A 13365-nucleotide genomic window follows, 5' to 3' on the forward strand; every position below is an offset into this window, starting at 1 on the left:
TCATGAGCACGCCCGCCTACACCGAACTGTTCCAGCGCCACCAGCGTCTGCACCGCCTGGGTCATCTGCAATCGATCGCGCAATGGGACCAGTCGGCCAATATGCCGCCCAAGGGCAATGAGGCGCGCTCGCTGGCCCTGGCCGAAATGGGCGGCCTGCTGCACCAGCTGGCCACCGAGCCGCAGCTCAAAAGTCTGCTGGAGCAGGCCGCAGCGGAAAACCTGGAGGCCGACCAACGCGCCAATCTGCGTGAGATGGGCCGCGCCTGGCGCGCGTCCAACGCCTTGCCGCAAAGCCTGGTCGAAGCCAAGTCTTTGGCCAACTCTCGCTGCGAACATGCGTGGCGCGCGCAGCGCCAGGCCAATGACTGGGCCGGCTATGTCGAGAACCTGCGCGAGGTCGTTCGTCTGACCCGCGAAGAAGCGACTCTGCTCGCCGATGGCACGGGCCTGTCGCGCTATGACGCGCTGCTCGATCTGTACGAGCCCGGCATGCGCAGCGCCGAAGTGGACCGCGTGTTTGGCGACCTGCGCAGCTGGCTGCCGGCCCTGATCCGGCAGGTGCGCGAGAAGCAGGCGCAGGAGACCGTGATCCGCCCGGTCGGCCCCTTCACGCAAGCGGCGCAAAAAGCCCTGGGCCTGGACGCCATGCGATTGATGGGCTTTGATTTCGAAGCCGGCCGCCTGGACGAGAGCAGCCACCCCTTCTGCGGCGGCGTGCCCGAAGACGTGCGCATGACCACGCGCTACCGCGAGGACGATTTCCTGCCCAGCCTGATGGGCACCATCCACGAAACCGGCCACGGTCGCTACGAGCAGAACCTGCCGCGCGAGTGGCTGGGCCAGCCTTTGGGCCAGGCCCGCTCCATGGGTTTGCACGAAAGCCAGAGCCTGTCTTTCGAGATGCAGCTGGGCAGCCATCCGGCCTTTGCCCGCCTGCTCAGCCCACTGGTCAGCCGCCATCTGGGCGAGCAGCCTGCTTTTGAGCCGGGCAATCTGAATCGCCTGCTGACCCGTGTGAACCCCGGCTTCATCCGTGTGGATGCTGACGAGGTGACCTACCCGGCCCATGTGATCCTGCGCTACGAGATCGAGCGGCCTCTGGTCGAGGGCGAGATCGAGGTCGAGGACATCCCGGCCCTGTGGGACGCCAAGATGATGGAGCTGCTGGGTCTGGACACCCGTGGCAACTACAAGGACGGCTGCATGCAGGACGTGCACTGGGGTTGCGGCCTGATCGGCTACTTCCCCTGCTACACACTGGGCGCCATGTATGCCGCCCAATGGTTCGCCACCATGCGCCGCGCCATGCCCGACCTGGACGCCCGCATCGCCGCCGGCGATCTGGCCCCGGTGTTCGACTGGCTGCGCGAGAACATCTGGCTGCAAGGCAGCCGCTACGAGACGCCCGAGCTGGTGCGCCGCGCCAGCGGCGAGACGCTGAATCCGGCGCATTTCAAGGCCCATCTGCAGTCGCGCTACCTCGGCTGAGGCCCGCAGCCACGGCCGCTGCAAAAGCAAAGGGCGCCCCCGCGAGGAGGCGCCCTTTTTTGGTTCCGCTTTTCTCTTCTCTTCTTTTCTTGTCGTTTCAGGACCCACGACGTCCCGGTGTGCGGATTGTGATCAGTTCAGGCGCCGGCGGCGGGCCAGAAAGCTGAGCGCGGCCAGGCCGCCCAGCAGCAGGGCGGCGCTTTGCGGCTCCGGCACGGCCGTGGTGATGCTGACCTGGTCCAGCGAGGTGCCCAGACGGTCGCTGCTGCCGCTGGCGCGGAAGTAGAGCGTGGTCGCGCCCGTGGCATTGAAGTCGAACTGCAGCTGCTTCCAGTCGTGGCTGTTGCCACCGGTGCCGCTGCTGACCGCGTTCCAGTGGCTGCCGTCCAGGCTCCAGTCCAGGCCGTTGCTGGCCTGGCCGTTGCCGATGCGGTCGGCGTAGAAAAAGCTCAGGGTGTAGCGCTGGCCGGCCTGGGTGGCCACGGTCTGGAACATGCTGCTGTTGGCCGTGGTGTCCAGCTCCACGAAATTGACGCCGTCGCGGGCCAGGCCCACCGCGTTGTTGCGCACCTCGATGCCGGCGCTGCCGCCAGTCCAGCCGCTGATGTTGCTGAAGATGTCCCAGCGATTGCTGGAGTTGATGACCACGGATTCAAAGCTGCCGTTGACCACCAGATTGCTGGCGCTGTCGGCCTGGCTGAGCAGCGGGGTGGCGAGCAGCAGGGCGGAGAGGAGCATCGTGCGCATGGGGACTTCCTTGAGGCGGGCCGCCGGTGCGGAGGCCCTGGAAGCCATTGTTGCGAGGCCTGGTCTGCGGGAATACCCCTGGCTGGAGGGGCTGCAGGGCGCGAACGTGACGGGGGTCACGCCGCAGCGGCCTGTGCGCTCAGGCGTGGCGCGCTTCCAGCAGGCTCAGGGCCGCGCGCAGGCGGCGCAGAGCATCTTCGGTGCGGGTGGCCGCGGGCTCGCTGAGCAGGCGTCGGCCTGGCTCGTTCAGTGCTTCCAGGTTGAGGCTGAGGCCATGGCGCTGCAGGGCGGCCTGCAACTTGGGCGCGCGGCGGCGCAGGCGCGCCCGCGTGGTCTGGTAGGCGTGCTCGGCCAGATGGCGGCGCTGCGAGTAGCTGAAGGTGTTGGCCAGGAACATCTCGGCATCGCGGTGGTCGGGCTCGAAGAGCAGGATGTCGGTGCCGGGGTGGGTGTGCTCGTAGCGCTTCATGCCCAGCTCCAGCCGCGAGTGGATCAGCGAGCGGAAGGTCTGGCTCATCACCAGGGGCAGGCCGCCGTCCACGAGGTGGGGGATGGAGGTTTCCTGGGGCCCTTGGCCCCGTGCCGGCATCTGTTGCGCCAGCGGATGCTCGCGGTCCGATTCATAGGGCACCAGCGGGTTCAGGCAGATCAGCAGATCCACGCCTTCCTGCAGCAGCAGCGAGGCATGCAAGGTCTTTTTGAGGGCGCCGTCCACATAGTGACGGCCGGCGATCTTGACCGGCGGGAACAGGCCCGGCAGGGCGGCGCTGGCCTGCACGGCGCGCGAGATGGGCACATCGTCCCAGCCGGGCAGGCCGAAGGGCACAGCCTCGCCGCTGTCCAGATCGGTGGCCACCAGCACCAGGCGGCGGCCGAGTTCGCGGAAATCGTTGCTGCGGCCGGGCAGGGCGAACTGGCGGCGGATCTGCGCTTCCAGCGCGTCGCCTGAAAGCAGGCCGGTGGGCAGGGCGCGGCCCAGGCGCTCGAAGGCGCCCATCAGCGAGCGGCCTTCCATCCAGTGATCCCAAACTGCAGATTTCAGCAGACCGGGCAGCAGGCGCAGGCGCTCGCCGTATTCGGCCCAGGCCGGGTGCATGAGCTCGGCCGGGTCAAAGCTGTCGGGTGCCGGGGCGCTGTTCTCGATGAAGGCCGCGCTGAGCATGCGCGGGCCCATGCCATTGGCCAGGCCGGCGGCGATGAAGCCGCCGGCGCTGATGCCGATGTAGGAGTCGCAGTCGCAGAAGTCCAGGCCCGTGATCGATTCTTCCAGCGCGCAGAGCGCGCCGATTTCATAGATCGCGCCGAGCGGCCCACCGCCCGCCAGGGCCAGCCCGATGCGCGGCCGGCCGGAGCGGCGCGGTGGCGTGGCGGGGGGGGCCGAGCGGGGCTTGCGGCGGGCTGTGGGCATGCGGCGGTGGGACAGTCAGCGAGTGCGCGTGGCGGGCGGTCGATCGATCAGGCGGCGGTGCCGGCCTCGGCGGCGGCTGCGGCAGCCGGGCTGGCGCTGGCAGCGGCGCTCACCGGGGCGGCGGCCTTCTTGGCGCGCGGCTTGGCGGCGGGCTTGGGCGCCGGTGCGGCTGCTTTGGCTGCTGCCTTGACCGGAGCTTTGGCGGCCGGCTTGGCAGCGGCCTTCACCGGGGCTTTGGCTGCCGGCCTGCTCGCGGCTTTGGCGAAGGGCTGGGCGGGTGCCTTGCTGGCAGCGGCCTTTTTGGCGGGCGCTTTGGCTGGGGCTTTGTCGGCGGTTTTAGCCGCCGGCTTGGCCGCAGCCTTGGCCTTGGGTGCCGCGGCCTTGCCGGCCTTCTTGGCCGGCACCTTCAGGCCCAGGGCGTCGCTGAGGGCGTCGATGCGCTCGATCAGCTCGTCGATGTCCTTGGCGGCGGGCACGCCCAGGCGCTTGAGCGCACGGGCCACGCGTTCTTCAAAAATCGATTCCAGCTTGTCCCAGTGCTGGCCGGCCTTGCTGCCGACATCACCGGCCATGCCGCTGACCTTGCTGGCCATGGCGCCGAGCTTTTCTTCGGCGGCCGATTGGGTTTTCTTCTGCAGGGTCAGGCCTTCCTTGACCAGGGCTTCAAACACCTTGCCACCCTCGCCCTGTGCCTTGGAGAAGGCGCCCAGGCCAGCGGCCCAGATTTGTTGAGCGGAGTCACGCACGCTCTGCGCCAGCTGGCTGTCCAGCAGGCCGGCGGGCAGGGCGCCGCCGAAGGCTCCATTGGAAGCGGAGTTTTTCTTGGCTGCCATTTTCTGAAGCTTCTTGACCATGTTGTCAGTCCTTGGAGAGCGTTGGTTGGATTGTCGCCAGCCTTTGCCAGCGATGAAGTCACTATAGATCGCCCCGCTGGCATTTGGCACCGGGGAAAGCTAGGCAGTACGCTCTACCTAAGCCCGGATGGGGCGCTGTGCAGCCCTGTGCGGGAAAGCATGCAGCAGCGCCTGCTTTCACTTGGTCAAGAATCCAGGCACAAGAGTTCTCGCACCCCTACGCAGGAGACATGCACATGCAGCAGTATTTCGTCACCGGAGCCACGGGCTTCATCGGCAAGCGCCTGGTCAAAAAGCTGCTGGCCCGGCGCGGCAGCACGGTTCACTTCCTGCTGCGCGAAGAAAGCCGGGACAAGCTGCCCGAGCTGCTGGCCTTTTGGGGCCTGGCCAAGAACAGCACCCGCGCGCTGCCGGTGTTCGGTGACCTAACGGGCAAGAAGCTTGGTGTGGCGGCGGAGGACCTCAAGCGCCTCAAAGGCCAGATCGACCATGTCTTCCATCTGGCCGCGGTCTACGACCTCAAGGCCGACGAGGCCTCGCAAGTGGCGGTGAATGTCGACGGCACGCGCAGCCTGGTCGAGTTTGCCCAGGCCATCGAGGCCGGTCATGTTCACCATGTTTCGTCCATCGCCGCGGCCGGCCTCTACGAAGGCGTGTTCCGCGAGGACATGTTCGACGAGGCCGAGGGCCTGGATCACCCCTACTTCATGACCAAGCACGAGAGCGAGAAGATCGTGCGCAAGGAGTGCAAGCGGCCCTGGACGGTCTACCGCCCGGCCATGGTGGTGGGCGACTCCAGCACCGGCGAGATGGACAAGGTCGACGGCCCGTACTACTTTTTCAAGCCCATCCAGCGCCTACGCCAGATCCTGCCGCCCTGGATGCCCTCGATTGGCCTGGAAGGCGGGCGCGTCAACATCGTGCCGGTCGATTTCGTCGTCAACGCGCTCGACCACATCGCCCACCGCGAGCGCAAGAGCGGCGCCTGCTTCCATCTGGTCGACCCGGTCGGCTACCGCGTCGGCGATGTGCTGGACATCTTCTCCAAGGCCGCGCATGCGCCCAAGATGAATCTCTTCATCAATGCGGCCCTGCTCGGTTTCATTCCCAAGAGCGTCAAGAAGGGGCTGATGGCGCTGGCGCCGGTGCGGCGCATCCGCAATGCGGTGATGAAGGATCTCGGCCTGCCCGACGATATGTTCACCTTCATCAACTACCCGACTCGCTTTGATTGCCGTGAGACCGAGGCTGCGCTCAAGGGCTCGGGCATTGCCTGCCCCAATCTGCATGACTACGCCTGGCGGCTGTGGGATTACTGGGAGCGCCACCTCGACCCCGATCTGTCGATCGACCGCAGCCTGCGCGGTGCCACCGCCGGCAAGGTGGTGCTGGTGACGGGCGGCTCCTCCGGCATCGGCTTGGCGGCGGCCAAGAAGTTTGCCGAAGCCGGCGCCATCACCCTGATCTGCGCCCGCGACGAGATCAAGCTGGCCGAAGCGGTGAAGGAGATCCGCGAGGCTGCTGGTGCGCAAGCCCAGGTGCACGCTTTCTCGGCCGACATTGCCAACGAGGAAAGCTGCGCGGCCATGATTGCCGCCATCTCCGAACAGTTCGGTGGTGTCGATTTCCTGATCAACAACGCCGGCCGCTCGATCCGCCGCGCCATCGAGAGCAGCTACGACCGCTTCCATGATTTCGAGCGCACCATGCAGCTGAATTATTTCGGCTGCCTGCGCGTGACCATGGGTCTGCTGCCCGGCATGGTGGCCAAGAAGAAGGGCCATGTGGTCAACATCTCCAGCATCGGCGTGCTGACCAATGCGCCGCGCTTCTCGGCCTATGTGGCCAGCAAGGCCGCGCTCGATGCCTGGACACGCTGCGCCTCCAGCGAATATGCCGACCTGGGCGTGACCTTCACCACCATCAATATGCCGCTGGTGCGCACGCCCATGATCGCGCCGACGCAGATCTACAAGAACGTGCCTACGCTGGCGCCGGAAGAAGCGGCCGATATGGTGGCGCAGGCCTGCATTGCCAAGCCGGTGCGCATCGCCACACGTCTGGGCATCACCGGCGAGCTGATGCATGCCCTGGTGCCGCGTGTCGCGCAGATCGTCATGAACACCAGCTTCCGCATGTTCCCTGACAGCGATGCGGCCAAGGGCGCCAAGCCCGGCTCCAAGCCGCAGCTGTCTGCCGAGGCGATCGCCCTGCAGCAGATGATGAAGGGCATTCACTTCTGAGCCTCGAAGCGGGTGCCACGAGTCGGGTGGCGCCCGCTGTTCGAACCGAGCTTCTTCAGTGCGCCGGGTCTCGATCTAGTCTTTCAGGCCGATGCAGATCTGCACATGGCCCGGGCCCAGATAACGCTCCAGGTCCACGCCGTAGGCGCGCTCGGGCGCGCCCGGCTGCTCGAAATAGGCCCAGACCTCGCCCCAGGTCTGGATCAAAGCCTCTGGCAGAGTGCCCTGGGCTTCAAAGACCAGGTAGCGGCCGGCCGGCACCTGCAGGCGGCGGTCGGTGGTGGCTCCGGCATTGACCTTGCGTTCTTCCGCGCTGTGAGGCGCCCGGATGCCAGCCAGCACGCGGTAGTCCGCGTGGTGGCGGTCGGCGTAGTCGAAGTAGGCCCCGAACACATCACCTTGCAGGCCCGAGCCTGCAAAGTCTTGCCAGAGCCGGCCGATGCGCGCGCGCTCGGGATGCTGGTGGTCCATTTCAGCGGCGTTGCTGGTGCGGCAACTCAGGCCGAGGAGTTCAAAGGCGGGGAGGGTTTCGACGTGGGGCATGGCGCACGGTGCAGTCTGCTGATGGGCTTGGGAGCGAAGTAGCCCCGATCATCGTTGCAGACGGCGCTGGCGTGCGGCCTGGGCGGCCGTTGAGCTGCGGTAGTAATCACGCGACCTTGCTGGCCGCGGTGGCAAGGCGCTCCGCGGCGCGGCTTCAGTGCCGGCCTGGCTCGGCGCGGAAGATGGCCAGGGCGCGCACCAGCTGATCGGCCTGGTTGCGCAGGCTTTCGGTGGCGGCGGTGGATTGCTCGACCAGGGCGGCGTTCTGCTGCGTGACCTGGTCGAGGTGGTTGACCGCCTCGGTGACCTGGCCGATGCCGGTGCTCTGCTCGCGGTTGGCCTGGCTGATGCTGGTGATCAGCTGGCTGACCTGGCTCACTTGCTGGACGATCTCGCCCATGGTGCGCTCGGCATTGCCGACCTGGCGGGCGCCATGTTCGACCTTCTCGACGCTGTCGCTGATCAGGGTCTTGATCTCCTTGGCCGCCTCGGCGCTGCGCTGGGCCAGGCTGCGCACCTCGGCCGCCACCACGGCAAAGCCGCGGCCTTGCTCGCCAGCGCGCGCCGCTTCCACGGCCGCATTCAGTGCCAGGATGTTGGTCTGGAAAGCAATGCCGTCGATCACGCCGATGATGTCGTTGATCTTGCGGCTGGAGGCGGTGATGCCTTCCATGGTGCGGTTGACCTGGCCGACCACCTCGCCGCCTTGTTCGGCCACGCGGCTCGCATCCTGGGCCACCTGGGTGGCCTGGTGGGCGGTGTCGGAGTTGTTTCGCACGGTGGAGCTCATCTGCTCCATCGAAGCGGCCGTTTCCTCCAGGCTGGACGCCGCCTGTTCCGTGCGGGCGCTGAGGTCGTTGTTGCCTTGCGCGATCTCGCTGCTGGCGGTGCGCACGGTCAGCACCTGCTCGCTGACGTCGTCCACGATCCAGCGGAACATCAGGCCCAGCTGGTTGATGGCGCGCATGCTCATGCCAAGCTCGTCGACGCGGTCCATCTGGATGTTGGAGTGGGTATCGCCCGCTGCAATGGCGCGGGCCTGCGAGGCGAGCAATTCGACCGGCGTTGAAACCTGGCTGTGCAGCCACCAGGCACTCAGGCCGCAGCTCAAGGCCAGGATGCCCGCCAGGCCGGCCAGCGCGCCCGTTGCCAAGCCGAGCTGGCTGGCTGCCAGCAGGCTCAGCACGGGCATCAGCAAGGCGCCGGCCCAGATGCGGGTTCGCACCGACCAAGTCTGCAGTCCGCGTGAAAACACGCCACGCAGACCGCGTCGCACGATCAATCCTTTGTGGAAGCTCAAGTCACCGGCCTGACCCTGACGAAAGGCGGCATAGAGCGTTTCGGCGGTCTGGATTTCAGCGCGCGGCGGTTTGGTGCGCACCGACATATAGCCGACCACGCGGCCGTGGCGCTCCACCGGCGTGGCGTTGGCGCGCACCCAGTAGTGGTCGCCGTTCTGGCGGCGGTTCTTGACCAAGGCGGTCCAGGACTGGCCGGACTTGAGCGTGGCCCACATATCGGCGAAGGCTTCCGCCGGCATGTCGGGGTGGCGCACCAGGTTGTGGGGCTGACCGAGGATGTCGGCCTCGCTGTAGCCACTGACGGCCACAAAGGCGCCGTTGGCATAGGTGATGCGGGAGTTGACATCCGTGGTGGACATCAGGGTGGCATCGGCCGGGAAGTCATATTCCCGTTGGCTGACCGGCTGATTGTTGCGCATGACAAACCTTGTGTTGTGGGCGCGGCTCTCGGTGCAAGGACGCCGGTGTTGGCCGCTGGATGGCTGAACCACGCACAGGCCTGAGACTGCTCCGTCTGGGTGCAAGTCAGACCTGATGGATGGAGGACCTCTTCCCTGATCCGGCGTCGCCCATTCACTTCTGCAGGAGGTGAGGCGGGCAGGCCGGGAGATCCCCTGGCGTTATCGGCAGTGTGACGAATTTGTGAAGGCGCATGTGTGCGAATTTCGCATCTCTGTCGCTCCAGCCGAATGCCGGTGCAGTGCCTGCAAGGTGGCGAGCAGCAACTGGCTGCCAAAGCCTGCCAACAGCAGGGCCAGTGAGCACCCTGTGCTCGACTCGGTGAAGCTCCGCTCCGTGGGGTCAGGTCTTGTGGGCCTCAGTCTTTGCGCGGAATGGCGTAGGTGCCCACCACATGCGCGACCGGCTCATCGCTGCCCTCGGAGTACAGGCTGACCTCGCCCACCGCCAGGGTTCGGCCCAGCTTCATCAGGGTGCAGACGCCGAGGATGTCACGGTCACCGGCCGGCTTGCGCAGAAAATTGATGTTCAGGCTGGTGGTCACCGTCAGTGGCACGATGCCGATCTCGCCAAGAATGGCCACGTACAAGGCCACATCGGCCACGGTCATCAACACCGGCCCGGACACGGTGCCGCCGGGCCGCAACTCCGACTCACCGACCGGATGCCGCACTGTTGCGCTGCGCGGCCCCAGCGCCTCGATGCTGCATTTGGACTGCGGAAACTCCCGGGCCAGGAAGTCGGCCAACTCGGCCTGGCTTGGGCGTGGAGGGGCTTGGTGAAGGCGTGTCATGGGTGGTGATGCGGGGTCAACTCGTCGTGGATTGATTTTGACGGCCTTGTTGCCGCCTGAGCGCTGCGTTTCGAAGAACAGCTGGTCCGTCGAGGGAGGCAGTTGCATGCGGCTGTCGGCACAGAGCCGTCGTTCGCTGAGGTTTCGATTCGAACGCAGAGTTCTCGGAGAACCGCAGAGGCTGCAGTGAGAGAAAGGAGTTTTTGTCTCAGCGTCCTTTGCGGTCCTCTGAGAGCTCTGCGAGCTGCAGCTTGTGCGCGAGCGACAGCTCCGCGCCGACAGCTTCCTTCAGCGCGTTCCAAGCCCGGCCATAAAAAAGGCCTCCCGAAGGGAGGCCTGTATGAACCGTGAGAAGGGACCGGCGAGCGCAGCGCCGGTGCCGCTTTCAGGCTCAGGGGGTGCAGCGATACACCTTCACGTCATCGACATACCAGCCGATGTTGCCACCGCAACCGTCGGTGGACATCTCGAAGCGCAGCTTGACCTTGTCATTGGGCTTGGCAAAGCGAGACAGGTTGACGATGGAGCGACCCCAGGAGCCACTCACCGAACCACCGTCCGTGCCCGAGAAGGCGGCTTGGCCGGCCAGCGGGTTGTCGTTGCCTTGGGCGACCGTTTTCAGGGTCGTGTTGTAGGCGTTGTAGACAAAGTCCGAGGCGGCGATCAGCTGCCAGGCACCGCCGTTGACGCTGATCTTCAGATTGCCGCCGTCCCAGGTGGGCTCGGTGGCGACCCAGTGATCAAACGTCAGCTTCGGCGCTGCGGCATCGGCCGTGATGGCGAACTCGGGGCTTTCGATGCGGACGACGCCCGCTTCGTTGCCGCCGGGGCTGCAGGTGCCGATATTGGGGTCGGCAGCAAACAGGGCATAACCCGGGCGTCCGTTGGGCAGCTTGGTCACCACGCCCCAGTTGCGAGGTGTGAACTCGGGGTTGCGGCCTTGGTAGCTGACTTGCCAACGCACACCGCCGGCCTTGCCGCCGTCGAAGCTGTCCGACAGCAGCGGAGCCACATTGCCGGTGGGGCACAGGGCTGGTGGCGACTTGGCCAGCAGGGGCACAAAGTTGCACTGCGACGGTGGGGTGCGCAGCTCAACGGCTTGGGCCATCTTGCCAATCTGCGCGCAGTCCTGGGCGTTGATGACCTCGCCCGAGGGAGCGCCAGTCTTCAGGTCGTTCAGGTTCTGGCCGGTCAGGTCGGTGCAGGACTGAGCCAGGGCGTCGGCGTGATCGGCGAAGCCGCTGGCCGGGCCTTGGTACACGCTTTGGGCGCGGTAGTAGATGTGGGCGGCCTTGGTCAGGCCGATCGGGAGGATCGTCTGACCGTTGTAAGTGCCGCCGTCCACCAGCAGGGCGTAACCATGGTTGGGCACGCCGGAGTTGCTGTGCACGCCACCGGAGTCGCCGGTGCTGCAGCGGTAGCGGGTGTCCGTCACCTTGGCCGGGTGGCCGTAGCAGGTCGGGTTGTACATATCGCGGATGGCGCCGCTGAAAGCGGTGGCATCTTCGCCCATCAGCCAGCGCACCGAGTTGTCGGTGCCGGGCACGCCACCGACCTTGGTGAAGACCGTGCAGGCGCCGGCGGTACGGGCCGCATCGGGAACGTCGGTGCCGCGGCTGTTCAGGCGGTCCACGGTTTCACCCCAGATGTCGGAGTAGGCCTCATTCAAGGCGCCCGGTTGCCATTGGTAGATCAGGCCGTGGGTGTACTCGGTGTAGGCATGACCCCATTCGTGCGCGGTCACGTCGTCGGTTGTGGTGCCCGGGCAGAAGGAGATGTAGGTGCCGTTCCAGGACGCGTTCGGGCAGAGGTCGCCGCGGTTGAAGATCGAGTCCATGGTCTTGCCCTTGCCGTCAAAGGCGTCGCGACCGAAGGCGTTCTTGAACATGTTGTAAATGTCGGCAGAGGCGGCAATCATGTTGTCAGCCTCGACGGTGCCGGTCGGGAATGCCTGGCCTTCCACCCAGAACGGTGAGTTCGGGTAGTTGGGCACCGGCGGCAGCTTGCCCTGGCCGTCGAAGGCGCGGCGGTTCATGGACTCATGGATGCCGCTGATCTTGTCGATCACCTTGCCGGTGTGGGCATCGACGTACACGAACTCGCGCACATCCTGCTTGTTGCCCACTTCGACCTGCCAGGCCAGGTGGTTGATGCCTTCCACGCCCTTGGCCAGACCTTCGCGGAAGATCATCAGGGTCGGGGTGCCGGCGCTCAGGCGAGTCGGCCGCTTCAGTTCGGCATTGACGGCGGTCACGGCGATCTTGCTGGCCTGCTCGGCCGTGCGGCTGGGCGTGGCCTTGACGTTGATGCCGGGGATGAAGGTGCCGTTGACGACCACCAGATTGTCGGCGGCGTCGTAGTGGGCCTTGAGTTCGCCGCCGAACACCGGCAAGCCTTGGTAGACCTGCTGGTAGCTCAGGCGGGTGCTGCCTTGGCGGTCCTTGCTGATGATCGGGGCCGACAGTTCGCTGCTAGCGTCTCGGATGCCAAACAGCGCGGCGTACTCGTTCAGGAATTGCACCGTGGCGGTCTGCTTGGCGGCATCGCCGACGGCACTGGCACGGGCAGCCAGCTTGGCGCCGGCCGGCACGCGCACGAAGCGGGCGGCACCGGTGGCGGCATGGTAGGACACATCAGCGCTGCTGCCGGTGGCAGTGGCCAGTCGGTCCAGGGCTTCGCGTTGGCCGTTCAGGGCGTTCTGTGCCTGCGCTTGGCTGGCCAGGGCCAGGCCCATGGACAGGGCCAGCAGGGACAGCTTCTTTTGGTTTCGGGTCATAAGGTCTCCGGAGCGCGGTGGCTTCACCGCATCAACATGGATGGAAGAATCGGCGGCATCGAGGCGGGCGCTTTCGGTGCGCCCGCCGCTATGGGGCGATCAGTGTTGCGTGGCGCTGCTGCGGCGGCGGGCGAGGGCACCCACGCCGATCAGGCCCAGGCCCATCAGGGCCCAGCTGCTGGGTTCCGGCACCGGGGTGACCGAGCCCACGGTCAGGTTGTCCACGCTGGCGTACAGCGTGGCGCCGGGTGCGCTGATGGTCAGCGAGCTGATGACCTGGGTCGAGGCGAAGCCGCGGAAACTGTCAGCCGCGCTGGCCGGGGTGAAGGTGGTGGTGGTGCCGTCGCTCAAGGTCAGGGTCACCGCAACCTGCTGGAACTCGTCCGACAGGTTGACGTTGAAGAAATCGCCGCCCACGGCGGTGACATTGCCGCTGGTGAAGGTGATGGTCAGTGCCTGGTCGGGCAGGCTGGTGCCCAGGACGGAGCCCGATGCGTACAGATCGCCGAGAGAGCTGATGCTGTAGCTGAAGCCTCCCGAGCTGAAGCTCAGGTTGGCGCCGCTGGCCGGACTGCTCAGGCCAGCGAAAGCCTCGGTGTAGCCGGGGCCGCTCAGGCCGGCCAGGAAGGCGGCCGAGTTGGTGTAGGTGGTGGTGTCGGCGAACGACGGTGTGGCCAGGGCGGCCAGCACGGCGGCCGTGACAGCCAGGCGGTGTGCAGTCTGCATTCAGATTCCCTCGATCAAATGGATG

10 protein-coding genes are annotated in these 13365 nt (G+C 66.3%); 2 read left to right on the forward strand and 8 right to left on the reverse strand.

Annotated features, from left to right (window positions below):
• Positions 1–2: 2 nt before the first annotated feature.
• Positions 3–1490 carry a carboxypeptidase M32 gene (locus C1O66_RS01825; RefSeq protein ID WP_102766606.1) on the forward strand — a complete coding sequence of 496 codons (1488 nt, stop codon included), beginning with the start codon at positions 3–5 and terminating at the stop codon, positions 1488–1490.
• Between the two features lie 132 nt (positions 1491–1622).
• On the opposite strand, the gene C1O66_RS01830 is transcribed toward C1O66_RS01825, so the two are convergent.
• The 3 genes from C1O66_RS01830 to C1O66_RS01840 all read right to left on the reverse strand — a co-directional run bounded on the left by C1O66_RS01830 (position 1623) and on the right by C1O66_RS01840 (position 4478).
• Positions 1623–2237, reverse strand: a complete 615-nt coding sequence (locus C1O66_RS01830; protein ID WP_102766607.1) for a PEP-CTERM sorting domain-containing protein — start codon at positions 2235–2237, stop codon at positions 1623–1625.
• 139 nt (positions 2238–2376) lie between these two features.
• Positions 2377–3645, reverse strand: coding sequence for a patatin-like phospholipase family protein (locus C1O66_RS01835; protein WP_102766283.1), 1269 nt, complete (start codon positions 3643–3645; stop codon positions 2377–2379).
• Between the two features lie 47 nt (positions 3646–3692).
• Complete coding sequence (locus C1O66_RS01840; protein WP_341476777.1) at positions 3693–4478, reverse strand: phasin family protein; 786 nt, start codon at positions 4476–4478, stop codon at positions 3693–3695.
• Positions 4479–4735: 257 nt separating this feature from the next.
• On the opposite strand from C1O66_RS01840, the gene C1O66_RS01845 reads away from it, so the two are divergent.
• The gene (locus C1O66_RS01845) at positions 4736–6742 is read left to right on the forward strand and encodes an SDR family oxidoreductase (RefSeq protein WP_102766608.1); all 2007 of its coding nucleotides are present in this window, start codon (positions 4736–4738) and stop codon (positions 6740–6742) included.
• Between the two features lie 75 nt (positions 6743–6817).
• On the opposite strand, the gene C1O66_RS01850 is transcribed toward C1O66_RS01845, so the two are convergent.
• The 5 genes from C1O66_RS01850 to C1O66_RS01870 form a co-directional block, all read right to left on the reverse strand.
• Complete coding sequence (locus C1O66_RS01850; RefSeq protein WP_102766285.1) at positions 6818–7285, reverse strand: GyrI-like domain-containing protein; 468 nt, start codon at positions 7283–7285, stop codon at positions 6818–6820.
• Positions 7286–7439: 154 nt separating this feature from the next.
• The gene (locus C1O66_RS01855) at positions 7440–9005 is read right to left on the reverse strand and encodes a methyl-accepting chemotaxis protein (protein ID WP_102766286.1); all 1566 of its coding nucleotides are present in this window, start codon (positions 9003–9005) and stop codon (positions 7440–7442) included.
• Between the two features lie 398 nt (positions 9006–9403).
• Complete coding sequence (locus C1O66_RS01860; protein ID WP_102766287.1) at positions 9404–9838, reverse strand: PaaI family thioesterase; 435 nt, start codon at positions 9836–9838, stop codon at positions 9404–9406.
• A gap of 391 nt (positions 9839–10229) precedes the next feature.
• Positions 10230–12614 (reverse strand): M4 family metallopeptidase, encoded by a 2385-nt coding sequence (locus C1O66_RS01865; protein WP_102766288.1) that lies wholly within the window; start codon positions 12612–12614, stop codon positions 10230–10232.
• Positions 12615–12713: 99 nt separating this feature from the next.
• Positions 12714–13340 (reverse strand): PEP-CTERM sorting domain-containing protein, encoded by a 627-nt coding sequence (locus tag C1O66_RS01870; RefSeq protein WP_102766289.1) that lies wholly within the window; start codon positions 13338–13340, stop codon positions 12714–12716.
• Positions 13341–13365 lie beyond the last annotated feature (25 nt).

Origin of the sequence: Paucibacter aquatile (assembly GCF_002885975.1) — a bacterium.
Classification (GTDB): Bacteria; Pseudomonadota; Gammaproteobacteria; order Burkholderiales; family Burkholderiaceae_C; genus Paucibacter_A; species Paucibacter_A aquatilis.